Origin of the sequence: Arachidicoccus terrestris (assembly GCF_020042345.1) — a bacterium.
Classification (GTDB): Bacteria; Bacteroidota; Bacteroidia; order Chitinophagales; family Chitinophagaceae; genus Arachidicoccus; species Arachidicoccus terrestris.
The window spans coordinates 4,138,262-4,161,241 of the sequence record NZ_CP083387.1 but is presented as its reverse complement, the minus strand read 5'-3'; the positions used below and the strand labels follow the sequence as shown (position 1 = coordinate 4,161,241).

Here is a 22,980-nt window from a genome sequence, read left to right as displayed (position 1 = left end):
CACCGTTAATACACGCAATTAATGGTACTGGCTAACCTATGTCTTATACTGTACAAAATAATTATATCATGAACCGCTCACCCCTATGCAGGCTTATACTTTCATATACTTTCTTTGCTATTCTGATGTCATTTTCAATTATATTATCAGCACAACCCGTCCTTACAGGGCAAGATACAACCGCTCAGGACACACAACAGCCAATTAGGGGAAGGGTAACCGATCGTAACACAGGCCAGCCAATTGTCGGCGTTACGATACAATTTAAGACAAGTTGCTGCTGTGAGGAAAAAGGGGACAACTGTCAATGCATTTCCGGCGCCAACGGAAGTTTCATTATTCCATATAAATCGACGGGAAGCTATTGCAATATGCAACCGGATGAGGACTGTGGCATCCAAAAGGACACGCTCATCATATCTGCGGTCAACTATCAAACTACTACATTTATCCTTGACCAAGGCCAGGTCAATGCGCCCATTACCGTTGAACTCACGCCCTCTGACAACAACCTTGCTGAGGTATTGGTTACTGCCGCCAGGTTCAGACAAAATAGAAGCGATATACCTGCAGCTATTGGCATCGTGGACAGCCTGCAATTAGCACTCACTAAAGCAACAAGCATCAATCAATTGATCAATCAGGTTCCGGGCGTTTTTATGGCAGATTTAGGTAATGAACAACATGAAATGAGTATCCGGCAGCCGATCACCACCAAAAGCCTGTTTTTGTACTTAGAGGACGGAATGCCAATCAGGGCTTCAGGCCTATACAATCATAATGCGCTACTCGAAATGAATCTGGCGGCTACCAACAGGATAGAAGTGCTCAAAGGTCCTGCATCAGCGCAATACGGCCCTGAAGCCATAGGCGGAGCAGTCAATCTTATATCTGCCACGGCGCCACCTGAGCTGTCGGGAAAACTAACGGTAGAGGCGGACAATAACGGCTATAAAAAATCATCTGTTCGAATAGGTGACAGTTTTGGCAAACTGGGGGTAATACTTAGCGGATATTATGCCAACCGGCATAATGGCCCGATAGATTATAGCGATTTTCATAAGAGTGCTTTCACACTTAACAGTGTTTACCAATTCTCGCCTTCTCTACGCTGGGAAAACAAAGCCACCTATGTGGACTATTACGCGGATATGTCAGGTTCACTGGACAGTCTGGCCTTTGCACAGAAAGATTTTACCAGTCATTACAGATTTACATACAGGAAGGTAAAAGCTTTTCGCACAAGCTCAATCCTTACAAAAGCCTGGAATCAGCAGGCAACAACAAAATTTTCTTTTATGTACCGCAGTAATCAGACCGGCCAGAATCCTTCCTACCGGATAAAAGACAATAAAACAGACCCTTTATCCGCTTCCGGTGAAATCAATATGAATGCCTTTAGAAGCTACGTGGGATTATTGCAGCACCATCAACAATTTAAATGGCAGAACAGTGTGCTTATTATGGGCTTGAACGCTGACATCAGCCCCAGTCAGTACCAAGCACAGTTTATAAGCATTAGGAAAAACAACGCAGGCGATTATATTCATTTCAATAGTCCGGACTCTCTACTGACAGATTATCATACGGACATCAACAATTATGCAGCCTTTGTACAATGGCAAATGGATCTGGCTTCAGGGCTTAGATTAACCTTAGCCGGCAGATATGACCGCTTTGATTATGATTTCAAGAATCATCTGAACAGCACAGCAGTCAGTGGCGCACCATCTTCAATGGTCCGGTTTAATCACTGGACACCGAAAGCAGGCTTGAATTACAACCTTAAACAGGCAGGTTTTTATGCAAACTATGCAGAAGGCTTTGTGCCACCGCAGGTGACCGAGCTGTTCAATAATGTGAAGGTCCCCTTCCTGGATCCACAGGTATTCCATAACTATGAGATAGGAGGCTGGTGGCGCCTTAAAAAAAGTAAAATGCGCCTGGACTGGAGCCTTTATCGAATGAATGGCACTGGGGAAATCATATCGGTACGTAATAACGACGGTTCTTCAGAAAATAAAAATGCCGGCAAAACCAGTCATACAGGCCTGGAACTGGGTATCAGTTACAAGCCGGGCCATCAATGGGATCTGCGCCTGGGAGGCACACTAGCCAGTCATAAGTTCCGGGAAGAAACACAGGGCACCGTTGTACTTGACGGCAACCATATGCAGGCAGCTCCGGCCTGGCTTGGCAACGGCGTCATTAGTTACAGACCGGATTTTATAAAAGGTCTTCATGTGAGTCTTGAATATCAGCAGGTAGGTCGTTATTATATGGATGATGCCAATACAACGAGATATAAAGGATTCCGGGTCATCAATCTAAGAGCGGGATATCAGTGGGGCAAAACTGAGCTCTGGGCACATGCCCTTAATTTGCTGGACCAGTATTACGCCGATGTTGCGACTAAATCTTCTTATGGATACAGTTATAATCCAGGCAATCCATTTACACTGGCCATAGGCCTTGCATATAACTTTTAAACGAATTAAAATGAAAAGGAAAAATCTATATCGCATGCACCGTGTCTTAAGTACCTGTATCGGTGTCCCAATTTTTCTTTGGGCGGTCAGTGGGCTCATGCATCCGTTAATGACGAGTGTCCGTCCGCAGATAACCACACAGGCCGGTCCTGATATCAACATACCGGTAGCGGTATTTCAGCATGCTTTTCCTTTAAAAAGACTGTTGCAGCAGGCAGCCATCGCCGAGGCCTGTCAGGTGCACCTGATACACATGGACACTTCCTGGTATTATCAGATATTGCCGGCACCCACAAAAGCAGCCAGGTACTTTAATATACAAAACGGGCGTGAATTATTGAATGGAGATCAATTATACGCCGCAAGTCTTGCCAGGCATTTTCTGCTGGGAAAAACAAAACATCCAGGCATACCCATTCAATCCATCAAGCTGATCAATGATTACACCGATCAGTATACCTATGTCAACCGGCTTTTACCTGTATACAAAGTATCCTTCTTACGCCCGGATCGGATCGCCATTTATGTTGATACACATAACAGTCGCTTCGCCTTCGCACTGGATCGCCACAGGGCCGCCTTCAACCGGTTTTTTGGCTGGTTTCACACATGGTCCTGGATGGACAGGCTGCCCAGGCTAAAAGCCGGCATCATCGCTATGATTCTTCTGCTGACTCTGTTCACTGCCAGCCTGGGCATATACCTGTCCTTCGCCACAAAAGCCAAACGCCACAAAACGCATCCACTTATAAAGGCCAGGAGACTGCACCGTCTAACCGCCATCACCGGCGCATTCTTCTTACTGGCCTGGGCATTCAGTGGCCTGATTCACGCATTGCAAAACGGCAGATCACCATTCAAGATACGGCCCGTCACAAACGAAATGATCATTACGGCTGAACTTCCCGAAAGTTTGCCGGCAACCCTGACAGAGCTTCCAAACGCAAGATCCATTGCAGGCATTAGCCTGTTTCAGTTAAAAGGGCAATTATGGCTGCAAACTGAACCATACGCCCGACAGACGAAGACGAAAGATTTAATGCTTGAACAAGAGGTAAAGGAGCATTCTTTTAGCGATTATTACACCGTAAAAGATACGCTCTTAAAAGGCTACAGTGAAAAGCAAATGGCGGCATTAATGGCTGCCTCCGCCTTAGGGGGCAAGGATTCCAAAACCTACAGAATCGACACTGCACAGCTTCGGCATCTGACGCACTTTACGGAGCAATATAATTTCTCCGATAAGATACTACCGGTCTGGCAAGTTTCATACGGGCCAGGCATCAGCAAGACTTTATTCGTTGACATAACCTCAGGCTCTCTTGTTAAAAAAGGGGATACCTTTAAACAAACGGACGCATTGATCTTTGCTTTTTTTCATAAACATGAATTCATGGGCTGGGCAGGAAAAAGTGCGAAGGATACCAGTACGGTCATAGGTGTGCTGACAGTATTGATCTTACTGATTGCAGGCTACCGCCTGCTTTACATCAAATCCCTGCATCGTAAAACAGGAAATAGGCGTTAAACGCATGGAACCAAGAGTTAATGAATCTCGACCCGCGGATCCAGGGCCGCATATAAAAGGTCAGACAAAATATTCACCACTACAAAAAAAGTAGCTGTGATCAGTACACTGCCCATTACGACCGGAAAATCCAGGTTCTCCAGGGCGTCAACCGTCGTTTTTCCAATTCCTTTCCAGTTAAAAATAAACTCAACGAAAAAAGACCCGGCAAGTAATTCAGCAAACCAACCCGTAATGGCCGTGGCCACCGGGTTTAATGCATTGGGTAATGCATGCTTCCATATAACTGTTTTCTTAGGCAGCCCCTTAGCGTAGGCCGTTCTGATATAGTCCTTCCCAAGAACATCCAGCATGGCGCTGCGTGTGAGTTGCGTAATAATGGCCAAGGGACGAATGCCCAATGTAAGAGCCGGCAACCACAGATTGCGCAGCGCTAAATGCTTACCGCCAATGACATCATAATCAAATAAACTTCCTGTCATAAACAGTCCCGTATATTGGTGCAATACAAAACCGAATATATAGGCAATAACGATTCCCATAAAAAATGAAGGGGCAGAAATGCCCAGCACACTGGCGAAAACCGCCGAACTATCCATCCAGGTATTGTGTTTAATGGCAGATAATACCCCCAGCAGAATACCAATGACCGTGGCAAAAATCATAGCCGAAAAGGCCAGGATCATTGTACCCGGCAGGGCTTCCATTAATATATCCATGACCGGCCGCCGGTTCTGATATGATCTTCTCAGATAAGGTACTTTGATGCCGACTTTCACATCTCCACCGACAAAAAAACCTTTGAGTCCCTTTTCCTTGATTTCGGTCTGAGTCGCTATTCCCACAGGAGATACATCATTAATATATAATAGAAACTGCTTCCATTTAGGTTGGTCAAGCGCCAGCTCCTTGCGAACATTTGCCAGAGTCGCGCTGTCACCGGTCTGGCCGAGTACCAGTCTGGCAGGGTCGCCAAATCCCTGAAAAAGGAAAAAGACAACAATCACCACACCCACCAGGACGAAGATTCCATAACCCATTTTTCTTAGTGCAAATGAAAACATGCAATAACATTAAGATTTTAAACGGCACATATACAACATTGAGGCTACCCATTGACCATAAAGATAAAGGAAAACTTTTTCTGAACCTCAATGAAGGCAGTCAACTGGCCATGCAGGTCTCAGCTTAATCATAAATACGGCGTCTTTTACCACTTTCAAAATCCTTAAAGATAAAAGCTCCGAGATTATCCAAACTGGCAAAATATGCTTTACCGTGATTGGCTTCTGTAAATTCTGTCACAAATTGCTGCAGATAAGGATCTGACGCGATCATAAAGGTCGTAATATCAATCTTCAGCTTCTTGCACTGAACAGCCAGGTTGATACATCTATTGGTAATTTTCCGATCCAGACCAAATGCGTTTTTATAATACCGCCCACCTATTTTCAGGCAGGTTGGTTTACCATCCGTGATCATAAAGATCTTCTTATTCGCATTCTTTCTCCTGCGTAGTATATCCATTGCCAGTTCTATGCCGGCTACCGTATTGGTGTGATAAGGGCCAACCTGCAAATAGGGCAGGTCCTTTATCTCTACCGTCCAGGCATCATTGCCAAAAACAACGATATCCAGGGTATCCTTAGGATATTTGGTCGTAATCAGCTCACTGAGTGCCATAGCGACTTTCTTGGCAGGTGTTATCCGGTCTTCACCATATAAGATCATGGAATGCGATATATCAATCATCAATACAGTCGAGGTTTGTGCTTTATAATCTGTTTCACGGATCTGCAGATCGCTTTCCTGTAATCGGAAACTTTCCAGACCATGATTGACCTGTGCCGTCCGGATGCTCTCCGTAAAATCAATTTGCTCAAGTTTATCCCCGAATTGATAGCTTCGGATATCCGGGTTTACTTCATCTCCGGTACCTGGCTTTTTGGTCGGATGGTCTCCTGCCTTGGACTTTTTCAATTTATTGAAGATCTCCTCCAGGCTTCTTTGTCGAAGGGATTGTTCAGATTTAGCCGTCAGACCATATGTACCCATCGCAGGATCTTCTTTCAAATAGCCATTATCTTTCAAATCCTGAATAAAATCGCCCATGCCGTATTTATCATCTGTCAGATGAAACTGTTTATCTAATTCCATCATCCAACGCAGGGTTTCCTCGGCATCTCCGTTGGTATAAGGTAGGAGCTGCATAAACAAATCCAACAGTTCCTCAAACTTGGACTTGCCTTCCTCTGGTTCGTATTTTGAAAAATTAAAGCCTTCCATCATCACATATACGTTCTTGCTAAATCGATCAGTAAGGTACACAGATTTTATGAATCAACAATAGGGTCAAAACCTGAGTACCTCCAATTTTCGTAAAATCTAAACAAATGAGAATTAATAATATACATCAATCCGGTTTCCAAGAGGTTGCATGTAAGTAAATTTTTCGTCATCCATTGAGCATCAATCTCCTAACACAAGTTAGGTTGGTCAATTGGCAAAACATCAGTAAATTGCCGGGATTTCAAACATTATTCAAACAAAATTAAAATTTAACAATGGCAAAGTACAGAGCAGGCGTCTTATATGGTGAAGAAGTAGCTGCCTTATTCAGTGATGCAAAGGCAGGTAACTTCGCCCTTCCTGCAGTCAACGTAACCGGTACAAATACCATTAATGCTGTATTGGAAACAGCAGCAAAAGTGAATTCTCCTGTTATCATTCAATTTAGCAATGGTGGTGCACAGTTTTTTGCCGGTAAAGGCATGCCTAATGATCAGCTGCAAGCCAATATCAGCGGCGCCATCAGCGGCGCACTTCACGTGCATAATGTAGCCAAATATTACGGCGTTCCGGTGATTCTTCATACCGACCATGCGGCAAAAAAATGGTTACCCTGGATAGACGGTCTGATCACTGCCGGCGAACAATATAATAAAGAAAAAGGGCAGCCTCTTTTCAGCTCTCATATGCTTGACCTCAGTGAAGAGCCTTTGCAGGAAAATATTGCCACTTCCGTTGAATTCTTTAAACGAATGCAGCCATTAGGGATGTGTCTTGAAATTGAACTGGGTGTGACTGGTGGAGAAGAAGACGGTGTGGATAATTCTCATATTGACAACTCCAAATTATATACACAACCGGAAGAAGTATACGAAGCTTATCAGGCACTAGACAAAGTAGGGGATCTTTTCACCATCGCTGCCGCTTTCGGTAATGTACACGGCGTTTATAAACCAGGTAATGTAGAGTTGACGCCGGCGATCCTGAAAAACAGCCAGGTCTATGTAGCCGAAAAATTAGGGATTGATAAAAATGCCAAACCGGTATCTTTTGTATTCCACGGCGGTAGTGGCTCCGAAAAGGCACAAATCACCGAAACGTTGGGTTATGGTGTTGTAAAAATGAATCTTGATACTGATATGCAATGGGCGTTTGCCGATGGTGTATTTAGTTACTACAAACAAAACGAAGCCTATCTTCAGGGACAACTGGGTAACCCAACTGGTGAGGATGCGCCGAATAAGAAATATTATGATCCACGTGTCTGGTTACGTAAAGGTGAGGAGTCTTTTGTTAAGAGACTGGAAGAGGCCTTTGGCGACTTAAACTGCCTGGGTAAAAATGCATAAGTAAGCATTTGATGATATAACTTTCTGTAAAAGTTCAAACTGCCTTCATGCGGTTTGAACTTTTTGTTTTTTACAATTCTATTTGCCTTTTTTACGTCAAAGGGGACTATATTTGTTTGAAATAGCAATTTATTTATATCTATGCCTGACAAAACCCTTATTATAACCGGAGGAGCCGGTTTCATAGGATCACATGTCGTACGGAGATTCGTCAATGAATATCCCGATTACCAGATCATTAATCTGGATAAGCTGACCTATGCCGGCAATCTGGCCAATCTAAAGGACATTGAGGACAAGCCCAATTACCGTTTTATCAAAGCGGATATCACGGATAGCCAGCGGATGCTGGATATCTTTGAAAAAGAGCAGCCCGATGGCATTATCCACCTGGCCGCAGAAAGTCATGTAGACCGCTCTATCTCCAGTCCGCTGGAATTTGTGATGACCAATGTCGTGGGAACGGTCAATTTATTGAACGCGGCACGGGCAGCCTGGAAAGGCAACTATGACGACCACCGGTTCTATCATGTATCCACCGATGAGGTATATGGTGCACTGGGCAAAAACGGTATGTTTACAGAACAGACCGCCTATGATCCGCATAGCCCGTATTCCGCCTCCAAGGCGAGCTCCGACCATTTTGTCAGAGCCTATCACGATACCTATGGCATCAATACGGTAATTTCCAATTGCAGCAATAATTACGGATCACATCATTTTCCGGAAAAACTCATCCCGCTGGCCATCCATAATATCCAGCATCATAAACCCGTTCCTATCTACGGTAAGGGAGAAAACGTCAGGGACTGGCTATTTGTAGAAGATCATGCAAGGGCCATTGACCTAATCTATCATAAAGCGGCACCGGGTTCGACCTATAATATCGGAGGACATAATGAATGGACAAATCTCGACCTGATTGAGTTGCTTTGCAAGATCATGGATGACAGGCTGGGTCGTGAACCGGGCAACTCTGCAAAACTCATTACTTTTGTGACGGACAGAGCCGGACATGATCTGCGTTATGCCATTGATGCAGACAAGCTGGAAAAGGACCTGGGCTGGAAACCGAGCCTGCGGCTCGAAGAAGGCCTGGCTAAAACCGTGGACTGGTACTTAGCCAATGACGAGTGGTTGCGGGGTGTAACCAGTGGAGATTACCAAAAATATTACGAAAAACAATACAGTGAAAGATAAGCACTGACGTTATAATTATTTATGGAAATAAAGGAAACACACTTAAAAGGTTGCTTTACGATGCAGCCATGGGTATTCAAGGATGAAAGAGGATACTTCTTTGAAAGCTATAATCAAAAGGCCTTCACTGAACTGACAGGTTACAGTGCTGAATTCGTACAGGATAACCAGTCTCTTTCTACCTATGGTACTGTCAGGGGGCTGCATTATCAGACCGGTGTCCATGCCCAGGCCAAGCTTGTCAGAGTGATAGAGGGAAGTGTATATGATGTGGCTGTGGATCTGAGAAAAGATTCTGGTACTTATGGGCAGTGGTTTGGGGTTGAACTGTCCGGAGAGAATAACCTGCAGTTATTTATCCCCAGAGGCTTTGCGCATGGCTTCTCCGTACTGACTGAAACGGCCTTGTTCAGTTATAAATGCGATAATTTTTACCACAAGGCCTCCGAAGCTGGGATCCGATATGATGACCCCACCTTGGCTATTGACTGGCAAATACCTAAGGACAAAATGATCCTCTCTGAAAAAGATCTGCTGCTGCCTTATTTTAACGCCTAATCCAAATCCATTTCCTATGAAAGGAATCATACTGGCCGGCGGTTCCGGCACACGCCTTTATCCGATTACGCTGGGTATCAGTAAGCAACTGATGCCAATCTATGATAAACCCATGATCTACTACCCGCTATCGGTACTCATGATGGCAGGCATTCAGGATATTCTGATCATTACCACAGCAGATGATCAGGCGGGGTTTATAAGATTACTGGGCGACGGCACTAAATGGGGGTGTCATTTTGAATATATAATACAACCAGAGCCCAATGGACTGGCGCAGGCTTTTGTTTTGGGCGCGGACTTTATCGGAACGGATAAAGTCGCATTGATCCTGGGAGACAATATATTTTATGGCAGCGGGCTTGCTAAATTATTACAGCAAAATAATAATCCGCAAGGCGGTGTAATATTCGCCTACCAGGTCAGTGACCCTGAACGCTATGGCGTAGTAGAATTTGACGCCCATAATCAGGCGATTTCTATAGAAGAAAAGCCCAGACAGCCCAAATCTAATTATGCGGTTCCAGGACTCTATTTTTATGATAACTCCGTAGTCGAGGTCGCTAAAAATATACAACCTTCTGCCAGAGGAGAATATGAGATCACCGATGTGAACCGCTATTATCTGGAAAAGGGATGCTTAAATGTGGGTGTACTTAGCAGGGGGACCGCCTGGCTGGATACCGGTACGCATGACTCTATGATGGAGGCGTCACAGTTTGTGCAGGTCATTGAGAATAGGCAGGGGCTAAAAATAGGCTGTCCTGAAGAAATTGCTTTTAGAATGAGCTTTATTGACAGGGAACAATTGCGTAAAGTTGCTGAGCCATTGAAGAAAAGCGGTTACGGCGAGTACCTTTTAAAGCTTTAAGGGCGCACCAGTTCTTCATGCACCAAAACAAAACATACCTATACGAAAGTGAGTGACTCAAAAATAAAAGTAGTAGTGATCGGTTATGGTCATATCGGCAAACGCCACAAAGCAGTGATTGAGGCTTCAGGTTTTTTTGATCTTGCGGCACTTGTGGATCCGCACCACGTAACAAGGCCTGAAAACCTCTCTGAGGCAGCATCTTTTTTTACTTCTATAGAAGATTTTTTTGCCGCGAATATCTGTGCACAATTAGCGGTTATTGCCACCCCTAACGGGCTCCATAGCGAACAAATTAAGCTTTGCCTGGAACATGGATTAGATGTAGTCGCAGAGAAGCCGATGGTGCTTAGCAGCCACGCCTTACTTGCCCATCAGCAACAAGCCCAAAACAAAGGGCTTAATTTATTTCCGGTCGTACAAAACCGGTACGCTAAAATATCACAGTGGCTGCAGCAGATGCTGCAAAAAGAACTCCTGGGTAAAATCTATATCCTTCAGATAAATTGCCTCTGGAACAGAGATGAAAGGTATTATCAGAAGGACAGCTGGCATGGAGACCTGAAACTGGACGGCGGGAGTCTGTATACGCAGTTTTTGCATTTTATAGATATGCTGTACTGGTTATTTGGCAAACCGATGGTCAAAAATGCCGAACTGCTGGATTTTAATCACCAGAACTTATCTCAGTTCGAGGATTCAGGAGTGATACAATTTGATTTTAATGACGGCATAGCAAAAGATGCATTAGCCACCATGACGTTTAGCACAGCTGCCTGGGGTAAAAACGCAGAGAGTACGCTGACGATTATTGCAGAGAAAGGATCCGTCAAAATAGGAGGGCAGTACATGGAAAAACTGCTATATGCCATTGGCAGCGGATTACCCGGACAGGAAGATCTGGAAGTCGCTTTATCCGAGGATCCCTATAAAGAAAAATTCGGTGCTGCTGCAGGACATTACAAGTTCTGGGAGGAATTGGAAAAGTCCTATAAAGGAGAAGCTGCTGAATTGCCAACGGTACAAGAGGCTGCCGAGGTAATCAGTCTTATAGAACAGGTCTATAATTACAGATGCCCTAACTAAATTGCCGGACAGTCCATTAACAAAACAGCATAAGTCTGTATCATTACTCTTCCAAAGGATATAAAAGATCTAAGTTATGAAGACATTCAAAAGGATATTATTTATCATTGCGGTTTTAGGTGTCACATCCAATATAATCTGGCTGCTATGGATTCCTTCAAAAAGCTTTCAGGCCGGGGGTGTTGCGGGCTTCCTTGCGTTAACCTTATATTCGTTCCTTAATAGGAAAAAAGATTAACCACCGTCAATGATCACGGCATAGTTTGTTCAGTTACTCGTCTGGTTGCATTTCTTTAACGAAGAGAATAAACCGCTCGTCATTTATTACATAAATGAGTTATTTGAAAGCGGCGGATTTATTCATTATTGATCCGCAATAGGGAGCTGGAGAATATAGATTGCCGAAGGCTTAAGGCCGGTCTTGTGATTGGACAGATACAAAAAATTACAGATTTCATTTATGAATATGGGGCATCTGCGTTATATTTACAGTTAATCATTGTAAATTAAACAAGACGAGAGCATGACGCAAAACGCCAGTGCCATTCCCACCAAACCACATTATGCCATCCTGGATGGACTCCGTGGTGTCGCCGCTGTAATTGTTGTTCTGTTTCACACATTTGAAGCCCATGCGGAGAGTTCGCTCACTCAAATTATTAATCACGGATATCTGGCAGTAGACTTTTTTTTCGTCCTGTCGGGGTTTGTGATCGGCTATGCCTACGATGACAGGTGGCATAAGCTTACAATAGGCGGATTTTTTAAAAGACGCCTGCAGCGGTTGCAACCTATGGTCATCATGGGAATGATCATAGGGGCCATTTGCTTCTATTTTGGAGACTCCTCCCTGTGGCCGCAGATCCATACTGTTCCAGTCTGGGCAGTCGTCCTGACGATGTTGATCGGCTTTACACTGATCCCTGTTACACCCGGTATGGATATTAGAGGCTGGGATGAAATGCATCCGCTGGATGGTCCCGGCTGGTCTTTGTTTTTTGAATATATTGCCAATATACTCTATGCCATCGGCCTCCGAAAGCTTTCCAAAAAGGCGCTGTCTGTTCTGGTCATACTAACAGCAGGCATTCTCGTTCATTATTTGCTTACTTCAGCAAGGGGAGATGTTGTCGGCGGCTGGGTCGTCAACCCGGAGCACTTACGCATCGGGTTCACCCGTTTGCTTTACCCCTTTTTAGCCGGGTTATTACTTTCCAGAGTGGCTCAACCTGGCCGGATTAAACATGCCTTTCTACTATGCAGTATTCTTATTTGTGTTGCCCTAGCGATGCCCAGGATCGGTGGAGATGCCCACAGATGGATGAATGGGCTTTATGAGTCCTTCGTCATTATATGTCTATTTCCTTTAATCGTATATTTAGGGGCCAGCGGATTTACTACCTCCCAGACAGAGAATAAAATTTGTAAATTCCTGGGCGACATTTCCTATCCTCTATATATCACGCATTATGCCTTTATCTACATTTATACGGGATGGGCAAGTGATCACCACCTGACTAGTATGCCATTAGCGATCGGATATGGGGCATTAACAGTTACCGGATCTATCTTGGTAGCTTATCTCTGTCTTAAATATTATGATGAGCCGGTCAGGGCATGGCTGAAGCGCAAATGGTAGCCAATCTTACTTTTTAAATGTTCAGCGTGCCGTTCACGAACGGATAGTCAGTTAGCTCAGTCATCACTCTGGATTGCAGCACCGAATGCAGGGCATTCGTATGCCGGGTATGGTGAATATCGGAGCCTACATAATCATACATGCCTTTCTCAAAAAGATAAGTAGCTACCTTTTTGACATGCTTGCCATAGTAACCGGAAAAGGCGATGAGGTTCAATTGAAATAAACACCCCTTTTCTTTAAGCTCGTCATATTTATCCGGTGTATTGTGGTAAAAGTTGTATCGCTCAGGGTGGGCCAGTATGGGTTGATATCCGTGCGTTTGTAAGGCAAAAAGGCCATTATGCAGATAAGGAGACTCCAGCAGATAAGACATCTCTACTAAGACACGGTTATCATGGATCGTAAGCATAGGTTCACCACTTTCCACCATTTTTACAAAGCGCTCGTCTATCATGTATTCCGCAGCCGCTTCTATTTGCATATCAATCCCTTTTTCCCCGACGGCCCTGCGCAATAGATCCCTTCTTTCTATAATCGTCTTGGTATCATTGGGATAAATATCCTCACTGGAGTGGGGAGTAGCGATCATCTTGCGATAACCATGTCTATACATGCTGTCAATCAGGGCCAGACTCTCTTCCAGGGTCTGGGCACCATCATCAATACCGGGGAGAATGTGGCTGTGTATGTCCGTTTTGACAAATCCCCAGTCTCGATTTTTAGTCGCAGAAACGCCAGATTTTTTGAATAGGTTGAACATCCTACAGATTTTCAGTTTAAAGCAGCGTTTTGTTGCCTGCCGGGCCGGTTTAAATGCAAAAAGGAGATAGGGAGTAAGGCCTATCTCCTTAAAAAGCCAAATTAGATAACCAACATGGCATCACCATAGGTGAAGAAATTATATTTTTCCTTGATCGCCGTCTGATAGGCTTCCATGGCCAGGTCATAACCGGTAAAGGCGCATACCATGATCAGCAAACTGGTCTTAGGTAAATGAAAATTGGTGATCAGGCTGTCAGCGATGCTGAAATTATGTGGGGGATGAACAAATACATTGGTCCATCCTTCATTCGGCTTTAATAATCCTTGTGCGGTGAAGCTGCTTTCCAGGGCACGCATAGTGGTCGTACCTACCGAGCAGATACGGTGGCCACTCTGTTTGGCCGCATTAACGATTTTGCAGGTCTCTTCGTCAATCCGAAAATATTCTGCATCCATTTTATGTTTGCTCAGGTCTTCTACTTCAATCGGGCGGAAAGTCCCCAGACTGGTATGCAGGGTTAATTCTGCGAATTTAATGCCCTGGATCTCCAGGCGCTTAATCAGCTCTTTACTAAAGTGCATACCGGCTGTTGGCGCAGCGACGGCTCCTTCATATTTAGCATAAACGGTCTGATAGCGTTCCTTATCCTCTTCAGTGGGTTTACGCTTGATGTATTTAGGTAACGGTGTTTCGCCCATAAATTCCAGCATTTTTCTAAAGCTGGCTTCATCGCTATCCCATAGGAAACGGATTGTTCTTCCACGGCTGGTCGTATTGTCTATCACTTCAGCGACCAATTCATCATTTTCTCCAAAATATAATTTGTTTCCTACACGGATCTTACGGGCCGGATCTACAATCACGTCCCAAAGACGGTTTTGCTTATTCAATTCACGTAGTAAAAAGACTTCAATCTTGGCACCCGTCTTCTCCTTTCTGCCATACATCCTGGCCGGAAAAACCTTCGTATTATTCACTACAAAAACATCCTTATCATCAAAATAATCCAGGACATCTTTAAACTGTTTATGTTCAATACGGCCTGTGTTTCTTTCAACGACCATCAGACGAGAGTCTTCGCGGCGTTTCGGTGGATTCTGAGAAATTAAGTTTAGGGGTAAATCGAAGCGAAACTGAGATAATTTCATGTGCTTGGTTCAAATTTTACAGATGTAACCCAAAAAAGTTGCCTCTCGGGGTGTATCCTGTGTCTATTAATTAATATTTTTAATAGCCCACATACATACTGTCGACGCCTTACGGGGCGACTGGATGATGTTACGGCATCATAATAAGTGCGCAAAATTACGAAAATAATCCATCACAACCAGATATTAACGTTTCGATAGATATAATATTATGTTTTCGTTTAATTGGTTCTGACAAATAATTGGGTAAAATAAGCGATCCCCTGCCGGTCATACGCAATCCCAATGCCAATCTTATTAAAATTACCCAGCAAATTCTTACGGTGTGGCCGGCTATGGATCCAGATATTAACAACCTCCTTGGCAGAAAGTTTGCCATAAGCCACATTTTCTCCTGTAGCGATATAACGACCATAGGCAGCGCGTAGTTTATTAGTCCGTTGTTGGAACCCACCATGTCCAAATCCAGCTCTCCGACTAGCCATGTCACTGCTATGTTTTTGAGCCAAGCGTGTGGCTACCTGATCCGATTCAAGCGCGGGCAGTCCCTGCCGATGCCTGTATTGATTGGTATATTTTAAAATTTCCCTCTGGAACTGACCACGACTCTGAGCGGACACAGTTATGAAGACGCCAAGCGTCAGGATAGATACAATAAGTAATGAACGAAATAGGCGCATAGAAAATAATATTTTGTGTTTTTCCAACCTATGACTTTCAATACATCTGCTTGGTTTATTACACATCAATTATTATCTTTTAACAATATGCTCCGCACGATAGATGGCCACTTGTTTCACTGTCTCATCCGCAAAGCCCCGAAAAGCTTTTTTTGTGATCTCATCTGCGCCCATCATGGCGGGCACGCCCTGATCCCCCCCTTCTCTAATGCTCTGCACCAAGGGAATCTGTCCCAGGAATGGAATATCATACTCACTGGCCAGATGTTTACCTCCTTCCTTACCGAAAATGTAGTATTTGTTGTCCGGTAACTCGGCGGGTGTGAAGTAAGCCATATTTTCCACGATACCCAAAATAGGAACATTTATTTGTGCCTGTCCAAACATCGCGATGCCTTTCTTGGCATCCGCCAACGCTACGTCCTGTGGGGTAGTGACAATCACAACCCCGGTCACTGGTACTAACTGCATAAGTGTCAGGTGGATATCACCCGTTCCGGGAGGCATATCAATGATGAGGTAATCCAGATCCCCCCAGTAAACATCTGTAACAAATTGACGAACAGCACTGCTTACCATAGGCCCTCTCCACACAACTGCCTGTCTCTCATCTACTAACAAGCCTATACTTATAATTTTAATGCCATATTTTTCTAAGGGGGCAATCTTAGCTTTGCCTTCGACCTCCATCATCATAGGCCGGTCTCCACGCACGCCGAACATGATAGGCCCACTGGGGCCGTATATATCAGCATCCATATATCCGACGCTAAACCCGTCCTGGGCTAATGCCAGAGCCAGGTTAGCTGAAACAGTGCTTTTGCCCACACCGCCTTTCCCACTGACTACTGCAATGATGTTTTTAACACCGGGGAGGACTTTTTCATGTACGGCGCTAATCTTACTGGTTTTAGCTGTAAAAGTCACATTGACATTTACTTCCGGATCTAGTTTTTTAATTTCTGTTTCACATTGCTCATTAATACTGCCTTTATGAGGGGCTGATGTCATAGGCACGCCTACTGTCAGCGATATGTTTTTATCATGTACCTTGATATCAGATACCATATGTAAGGAGATAATATCCTTTTTTTGATCTGGATCTATCACACCTGTGAGTGCTTTTACTATTTCCGCTTCCGTCATCTCTATATGTATTTTTAATAGTATATAATTTTCTGGATGCAAAAATAACCCATTACAAGGGACTTCCCGAATAATTGGAACCAAAACAGCTAACTGACTGTTTAATGTTACGTTAAAGCCGCGGAGGTTGAGTGAATTTCATTAATTTTGAAACTTACGGCGGTAGGCATGGCAGTCAACTTACATAGAGTCATACCCTACCGCATTAGCAAAGTATTAGAATGAGGCGACACACATATCGACATATTTATATTATACTGATCTTACTGTTTGTACTGGTGCTGAGCCAAAATTCCAAAGCACAACAGCAGAAGGTGATTCAGCTTTCCGGTATTATCCAGACCAGTGATAGCAGTGCACTTCCCGGCGCCAGTGTTTACATCAGGGGAACCCATAGGGGTACGATTTCTAATGATGCCGGTATTTATTCTATTGCCGTTTCTCCCGGAGACTCTATTGAATTTTCTTATATCGGCTTTAAATCTACAACTGTTCTGATCCCAAAGGAGACGGCGGGCACCCAGCTATTCAGTTCTCCGGTTCTGGTCGAAGACACCGCCTTTTTGCCAACGGCCATTGTCAGTCCGTTGCCTACACCTGCGCAGTTCAAATATATGTTCCTATATGCGCCGATTGTCAAAACCAACGCCGATATTGCACGAGAGAATTTAAATCTCAGAAACCTCCTGAAGGAAATGCGTAATATGCCTCTGGACGGCGATGCCATCTACAACTTACACAGCCGGGAGCAATTCAGAAGAGGTGCAACAAAAGGTATGGTTCCGACTTCCGGTATCTTTAATCCATTTGCATGGCGTGACTTCGTCCGGTCCCTGAAAGAAGGCGGGTCAAATGATTAGCAGCAAGGTTTCTAAACATTTTTTTAAGGCCGCATTCATCCTGCGAAAAGAAGTGCTGTAACAACTTATGTCCAATTATAAACAGTATAATCCTACTATTTCTAACAAGTATTAAGAACCTATTTATTCCAATGCAAATTTTAGCCCCTAAACGCAAACGTTTACATCAGCCAGGCTTAAGTAAAAAAGCAAAAGCTTTGTACACCGGACTTACACTATTTTGCCTGAGCATCGCTGTTGTTCCCGTAAAAGCACAGACAGCGACCCCTGTGGACGGCATTAAGCCCCGTCAGTTGGATAATCGTTATCCCCTGATACCTTATCCACAGAGTTTAACCCCGGCAAGTGGCAATTTTTTATTTAATAAAGATACCCGTTTGATTGCAGATAGTAAAACCTTGTCTGTGGAGATCAGGGACCTGAGAGACCTTCTACAATTACCCTTAAAAGAAACCGGCAAGGCACCTGCCAATAACTATATTGCGCTTGCGCTGGACCCCACTTTTGACCATGCGGAAGGCTATCAGCTGGATATTACTCCGAACTCCGTTCATATAACCGCAAAAGACAAAGCAGGTATATTCCGGGCCATACAAACGATCCGCCAATTGCTGCCTGTCACCATCGAGTCGAATAGACGCCCTCAAGCACTTCCGATACCTGCAGCTAATATCCTTGATTTTCCAACTTATGCTTATAGAGGGATGCACCTGGATGTTTCCCGGCACTTTTTCTCAATGGACTATCTAAAAAAATTCGTAGACCGACTGGCCCTGTATAAATTCAATAAATTCCATTTACATCTCACCGACGACGAAGGCTGGCGCGTTGAGATCAAAAAATATCCGAAACTCACCAGTGAGGGCGCCTGGCGCACGCTGGACGCCCATGATTCCGCCTGTATTAAAAGAGCAAGGGAAACCGGTGACCCGGATATGTATCTGGATAGCAGCCACCTCAAACTGATCCATGGCAAAATGATGTATGGCGGCTTTTATACCCAGAAAGAATTAAAAAACCTGGTCGCATATGCTGCCGCCCGTCATATTGATATTATCCCGGAAATCGATATGCCAGGCCACTCCAGAACAGCTATCAGGCTTTATCCGTTTCTGGCCTGCTCAGCCGGCCATGAAACCGGCAAGGGGTTCTCTGTCCCGATGTGTCCATGCAATGAAGCCACCTATACTTTTGCTGAAAATGTCTACAAGGAGATTTTTGATATATTCCCATACGAGTATGTGCACCTTGGAGCCGATGAGGTCAATAAGGAAAGTTGGCAGAATTCTGCAGAATGTGCCTTGACGCTAAAAAAAGAAGGGCTGAAAGGAGTCAATCAATTACAGAGTTATTTTGTCAGACGCATGGAAAAATTCTTTAACCGGCATGGCAAAAAACTCATCGGCTGGGATGAGATTCTGGAAGGAGGTGTTACACCCACCGCGAATGTCATGTACTGGCGTTCCTGGGTCCCCAATGCACCCATTATCGCGGCCAGACAAGGCAATAAAGTCATTATGACTCCAGGCAATCCCTTATATTTTGACGCGACTCCTGATAAGAACTCTCTGATGAATGTATACCATTTTAATCCGATACCCAAAGGACTCAATCAGCAGCAGGCCGCCAATATCTTAGGTGCCCAAGCCAACTCCTGGACAGAATATATACCCACCACTAACCGGCTGGAATACATGGAATATCCAAGAATGCTGGCGCTCTCAGAAGTATTATGGACGGCTAAGACCGATGACAGCTCTTTTATGCACCGATTAAACAATCAGTTTAAGCGTATGGACAAGATGAATATCCATTACCGGCTCCCTGACATTGAGGGCATTTTACAGAACAATGCTTTTTTAGACAGTGCTATTCTGGATGTACAACCTCCCAAGGAAGATCTGACTATTCACTATACGGTCAATGGGCAGACGCCTGCGTTAAGCGATCCTGTTTTAGATCATCCTCTTGTCATCAAAGAAAATATGACAATTAAATTGGCCGCTTTTACGCAGAAAGGACATAAAGGAGATACCTATAGCTGTCGTTATCAAAAAACAACTTTAAGCCAGGCAGTCATGGTCAAAAGAAATTACACCGGACTGAATGTGAGCTACTATGCTGGCCAATTTAAATCTGTAAAAGATTTCAACAAAGCAACCCCAACCAATAAATGGAACCAACCCGATTTAGCGGTAGACGACGCAAAAGCAACGGCCGGAGCGTTTGGACTGCGCTATACAGGCCTTATTACCATTCCCGAAAGCGGCATTTACACTTTCTACCTGACAGCCGACGACGGTGCCGTTCTGACCATTGACCACAAGACCGTTATAGACAATGACGGATTGCATTCAGCAATTGAAAAAAACGGACAGATCGCTCTGGAAAAAGGGCATCACTTTTTCCAACTGGATTTTATTGAAGGGGGAGGAGGCTACAAGCTAAACCTGGATTACAGCGGTCGGGGAGCGACCACACCTACAGCGGTTACGCCAGAAATGCTGAAATAACAGGCTATAAAAGAAGGCAAAGAATATCTATTAAACACTAAGAACCTTTATCAACATATATGAAACAGCCGTGTATCAGGCATGATGAGCAAACGCTCAGCACCCGATTGCTGTTATTAATGTCCATAACGACCGGTGTGGTCGTCGCCAATAATTACTATAATCAGCCGTTGCTAGGTCTAATGGCCAAAGATTTTGGGGTATCTGAATTACAAATCAGCAGCATTCCAATGCTTACGCAGATCGGCTACGCATTTGGATTGTTCTTTGTGGTACCGTTGGGTGATAAGCTAAAACGCAAGAAACTGATTTTATCCGACTTTGCTTTTATTATCGCATCTTTGATCGGCATGGCACTGGCAAAAACCCCCTTTCAGTTAAAACTGTTTAGCTTTCTGATCGGATTTACAGCAGTGATCGCACAGTTATTGGTACCGATGGCCGCACAACTGGCCTCTGATGATAAACGGGGACGAGCCATTGGTACCGTCATGTCTGGACTATTGATGGGTATTCTTGCATCTAGGACACTTAGCGGATACATAGGCGCTCACTGGGGCTGGCAGGCCATCTACTATATTGCAGCAATAATGATTGCGCTGCTTTTTTTCTGCCTGGTTCGATATTTGCCAGAACTTCACCCTGATTTTAAGGGCTCCTATCCATCTCTTTTAAGATCCATTATTACCCAATACAGAACGCAGGCCAATCTTCGGCTGGCCTCTTTTAGAGGCGCATTGGACTTTGCCTGTTTCAGTGTATTCTGGACAACGATCGTTTTTCTTCTGGAAGGAGCGCCGTTTCATATGGGTAGCGACGTAGCGGGTGCGATGGGGTTAGTCGGGATCGCCGGGGCAATTGTTGCTTCATACGTCGGAAGACTCAGCGACCGGATGAGTAAAAACAAACTAATTATTATAGGGATATTGATTGTACTGATATCATGGATTGTGCTGGGATTTTCCGGTAAAAGTATGATTGGTCTGATCATTGGCGCTTTTCTATTAGACTGGGGTGTACAATCCGTTCACATCACCAATCAGGCGATCATCTTTCAGGGCAATCCGACGGCCAGAAACAGGATCAATACGATATATATGGTCTGGTACTTTATCGGCGGCTCACTCGGCACCTTGATAGGTGGGTATATCTGGTTTTACGGGGGATGGTGGGGAACAGCGCTTAGCGGGATGACACTTTCCGTTCTGATGTTGCTCCTCCATGTCTTTGGCAGGAGGGCATTGCCCGAATCCGATAAAAGCCAGTAAAATATATTGTTCAACAAAAAAAGGCAGAACGGCCTGACTGCTTTTTTTGTTGAACAAATTGACTGTCTTTCTTGTTAAATTAATCCATTAAAGGCCCATTTTCTTTCTAAGCTCTGGCGCTATCGCATTCTTATTTACCATAATAGCCACCGTTTTATAATTGACAAAAGCCTTAGAGGCATAAAGAAAACCTTTATATACATTTTTGGTTCCCCAGGAGTTCTTGACGATGTAGAACTCATTGCCGTTCTGGTCCTTAGCCAGGCCGACAATATGCATCAAATGATCATCGGTTGTTCTCTTATTATTATAAGCGGTTTGCCTGTTGTCAGCATTGATCTTCATTTCCGGTGACGGTTGTGTAAACCATGTTTTGATTTTCTCTTTATCTACACTTTTATAATTAAGTGTATCTGCGCCCTGTGGCACAATAGCCACACTATTCAGCCAGCTAAAATACGGTTCAGAACAATCTGTATCCCATTCCACCGTGTAGCCTTTCTTTAGGGCTCCGTCAATGATTTGAGTTAAATCTTCCAAAGGTACGTTAACATAGTTGTTCATATAGGCCCAGTTATCGGGCACCATCAACATGCCTTTTTGCCAATATGGCGTATTGGTTTGTGACATGATCTCTACATAGTCTTTAGCGTCCAGCCCAGTATACTCACTGGCAAAGCTCTTTGGGGTATAAGTTTTGCCTTTATACGTGAATTTCGCCGGGACCTTCCCCAAATGCTGATCCATGATTTGATTAACGGTATCCTTCCAGTTAACCGGGATGGCGTGGGCAGCCACCCAACTTTTTAAATGATCCAGGATCTCTTTTTGCATGGGTCCAAAATTATTCTCAGTAGCGCCATTGGTAAGCCCTGTATAGTTCGCCTCTGGCAGCGTACCGTATTTGGCCAGCATATTGGTTACGTCATGTGCCTGACCACCATCACCATAATTAAGGTTACCATCCATTCTAAGATAATTTTCAGCCTTCTCCAGATAAACACAACGGGCTGTAAATATTTTGGAAAGATGCACAGGTTCTTTTCCTTTTTTGATCATCTCACTTTCCAGAAACGAATTGGTGGAATAGCTCCAGCAGGTACCCGAATTCCCCTGATTTTCCACGGGTGTATAGGTCAGATTAATCAAGTCTGTAAAATGATAACCTTTCTCATCCAAGGTCGTTTGTTTTTCATTTACTTTATTGATCAGATCGGTCTGAGCATGTGCCGTTGGCAGCATTCCCATGCAAACCGCAACTGCTGTAGTAGCGACTATGCTTTTAATCGGTAGAAATTTCATTGAATCAGTCCTTAGTTTTAAAAAATAATCTGAATAAGCTATCCGTTTTCAAAAGTTATTTTCATTGCATTTCCGTATGCTTGCTGCATTTCCGGATAAAAACAGTTTCCAAAGATAGGGGATTCAGTGTATTATAATGCAGCTTTTCTTTTTAAATAATCTTCCTATGTGTATTTACCTTCGGGACAGTTTACTTTTTGAACATTCGGAGCCACCTTGTAATGCTTAACTCGCGCAGATTCCTAACGAATATTAAAGGCAAGTTCAATTTGCCGCTCAATCCCAAAA

Annotated in this window: 18 protein-coding genes; 11 read left to right on the top strand and 7 right to left on the bottom strand. The window is 44.1% G+C overall.

Annotation, left to right across the window (positions count from 1 at the left end):
- The first annotated feature begins 68 nt into the window (after window positions 1–68).
- The gene (locus tag K9M52_RS16160) at window positions 69–2,489 is read left to right on the top strand and encodes a TonB-dependent receptor (protein ID WP_224069470.1); all 2,421 of its coding nucleotides are present in this window, start codon (window positions 69–71) and stop codon (window positions 2,487–2,489) included.
- A 10-nt stretch (window positions 2,490–2,499) separates the two neighbouring features.
- Window positions 2,500–4,017: a PepSY-associated TM helix domain-containing protein gene (locus K9M52_RS16155; protein ID WP_224069469.1), complete on the top strand. Its 1,518-nt coding sequence runs from the start codon at window positions 2,500–2,502 to the stop codon at window positions 4,015–4,017.
- A gap of 17 nt (window positions 4,018–4,034) precedes the next feature.
- Here the strand turns inward: K9M52_RS16155 and K9M52_RS16150 are convergent, their stop codons facing one another.
- Window positions 4,035–5,081: an ABC transporter permease gene (locus K9M52_RS16150; protein WP_224069468.1), complete on the bottom strand. Its 1,047-nt coding sequence runs from the start codon at window positions 5,079–5,081 to the stop codon at window positions 4,035–4,037.
- Between the two features lie 124 nt (window positions 5,082–5,205).
- Window positions 5,206–6,345 carry a vWA domain-containing protein gene (locus K9M52_RS16145; protein WP_224069467.1) on the bottom strand — a complete coding sequence of 380 codons (1,140 nt, stop codon included), beginning with the start codon at window positions 6,343–6,345 and terminating at the stop codon, window positions 5,206–5,208.
- A gap of 236 nt (window positions 6,346–6,581) precedes the next feature.
- Between K9M52_RS16145 and fbaA the strand changes: the two genes are divergently transcribed.
- From fbaA to K9M52_RS16115, 6 genes are all read left to right on the top strand, one after another.
- Window positions 6,582–7,655, top strand: a complete 1,074-nt coding sequence (fbaA, locus tag K9M52_RS16140) for a class II fructose-bisphosphate aldolase (RefSeq protein ID WP_224069466.1) — start codon at window positions 6,582–6,584, stop codon at window positions 7,653–7,655.
- 141 nt (window positions 7,656–7,796) lie between these two features.
- The gene (rfbB, locus tag K9M52_RS16135) at window positions 7,797–8,855 is read left to right on the top strand and encodes a dTDP-glucose 4,6-dehydratase (RefSeq protein WP_224069465.1); all 1,059 of its coding nucleotides are present in this window, start codon (window positions 7,797–7,799) and stop codon (window positions 8,853–8,855) included.
- Window positions 8,856–8,876: 21 nt separating this feature from the next.
- Complete coding sequence (rfbC, locus tag K9M52_RS16130) at window positions 8,877–9,413, top strand: dTDP-4-dehydrorhamnose 3,5-epimerase (RefSeq protein WP_224069464.1); 537 nt, start codon at window positions 8,877–8,879, stop codon at window positions 9,411–9,413.
- 16 nt (window positions 9,414–9,429) lie between these two features.
- Window positions 9,430–10,284 (top strand): glucose-1-phosphate thymidylyltransferase RfbA, encoded by an 855-nt coding sequence (gene rfbA / locus K9M52_RS16125; protein ID WP_224069463.1) that lies wholly within the window; start codon window positions 9,430–9,432, stop codon window positions 10,282–10,284.
- Window positions 10,285–10,332: 48 nt separating this feature from the next.
- Window positions 10,333–11,370 carry a Gfo/Idh/MocA family protein gene (locus tag K9M52_RS16120; RefSeq protein ID WP_224069462.1) on the top strand — a complete coding sequence of 346 codons (1,038 nt, stop codon included), beginning with the start codon at window positions 10,333–10,335 and terminating at the stop codon, window positions 11,368–11,370.
- Between the two features lie 523 nt (window positions 11,371–11,893).
- Window positions 11,894–13,009: an acyltransferase family protein gene (locus tag K9M52_RS16115; RefSeq protein WP_224069461.1), complete on the top strand. Its 1,116-nt coding sequence runs from the start codon at window positions 11,894–11,896 to the stop codon at window positions 13,007–13,009.
- Between the two features lie 13 nt (window positions 13,010–13,022).
- Here K9M52_RS16115 and K9M52_RS16110 read toward each other — a convergent pair whose 3' ends face one another.
- The 4 genes from K9M52_RS16110 to K9M52_RS16095 all read right to left on the bottom strand — a co-directional run bounded on the left by K9M52_RS16110 (window position 13,023) and on the right by K9M52_RS16095 (window position 16,749).
- Window positions 13,023–13,772 carry a tyrosine-protein phosphatase gene (locus tag K9M52_RS16110; protein WP_224069460.1) on the bottom strand — a complete coding sequence of 250 codons (750 nt, stop codon included), beginning with the start codon at window positions 13,770–13,772 and terminating at the stop codon, window positions 13,023–13,025.
- Between the two features lie 101 nt (window positions 13,773–13,873).
- Window positions 13,874–14,923 carry a tRNA preQ1(34) S-adenosylmethionine ribosyltransferase-isomerase QueA gene (gene queA / locus K9M52_RS16105; RefSeq protein ID WP_224069459.1) on the bottom strand — a complete coding sequence of 350 codons (1,050 nt, stop codon included), beginning with the start codon at window positions 14,921–14,923 and terminating at the stop codon, window positions 13,874–13,876.
- Window positions 14,924–15,144: 221 nt separating this feature from the next.
- Window positions 15,145–15,603: a CAP domain-containing protein gene (locus tag K9M52_RS16100; protein ID WP_224069458.1), complete on the bottom strand. Its 459-nt coding sequence runs from the start codon at window positions 15,601–15,603 to the stop codon at window positions 15,145–15,147.
- A gap of 72 nt (window positions 15,604–15,675) precedes the next feature.
- Window positions 15,676–16,749, bottom strand: a complete 1,074-nt coding sequence (locus K9M52_RS16095; RefSeq protein WP_224069457.1) for an Mrp/NBP35 family ATP-binding protein — start codon at window positions 16,747–16,749, stop codon at window positions 15,676–15,678.
- A gap of 221 nt (window positions 16,750–16,970) precedes the next feature.
- Between K9M52_RS16095 and K9M52_RS16090 the strand changes: the two genes are divergently transcribed.
- The 3 genes from K9M52_RS16090 to K9M52_RS16080 all read left to right on the top strand — a co-directional run bounded on the left by K9M52_RS16090 (window position 16,971) and on the right by K9M52_RS16080 (window position 21,390).
- Entirely contained in the window at window positions 16,971–17,609 is a 639-nt protein-coding gene (locus K9M52_RS16090) for a carboxypeptidase-like regulatory domain-containing protein (RefSeq protein ID WP_224069456.1), read from the top strand.
- A 131-nt stretch (window positions 17,610–17,740) separates the two neighbouring features.
- Window positions 17,741–20,122 carry a family 20 glycosylhydrolase gene (locus K9M52_RS16085; protein ID WP_224069455.1) on the top strand — a complete coding sequence of 794 codons (2,382 nt, stop codon included), beginning with the start codon at window positions 17,741–17,743 and terminating at the stop codon, window positions 20,120–20,122.
- A 59-nt stretch (window positions 20,123–20,181) separates the two neighbouring features.
- A complete protein-coding gene (locus K9M52_RS16080; RefSeq protein ID WP_224069454.1) occupies window positions 20,182–21,390 on the top strand; it encodes an MFS transporter in 1,209 nt (402 codons plus the stop codon).
- A gap of 87 nt (window positions 21,391–21,477) precedes the next feature.
- On the opposite strand, the gene K9M52_RS16075 is transcribed toward K9M52_RS16080, so the two are convergent.
- Entirely contained in the window at window positions 21,478–22,692 is a 1,215-nt protein-coding gene (locus tag K9M52_RS16075; protein ID WP_224069453.1) for a C1 family peptidase, read from the bottom strand.
- Window positions 22,693–22,980 lie beyond the last annotated feature (288 nt).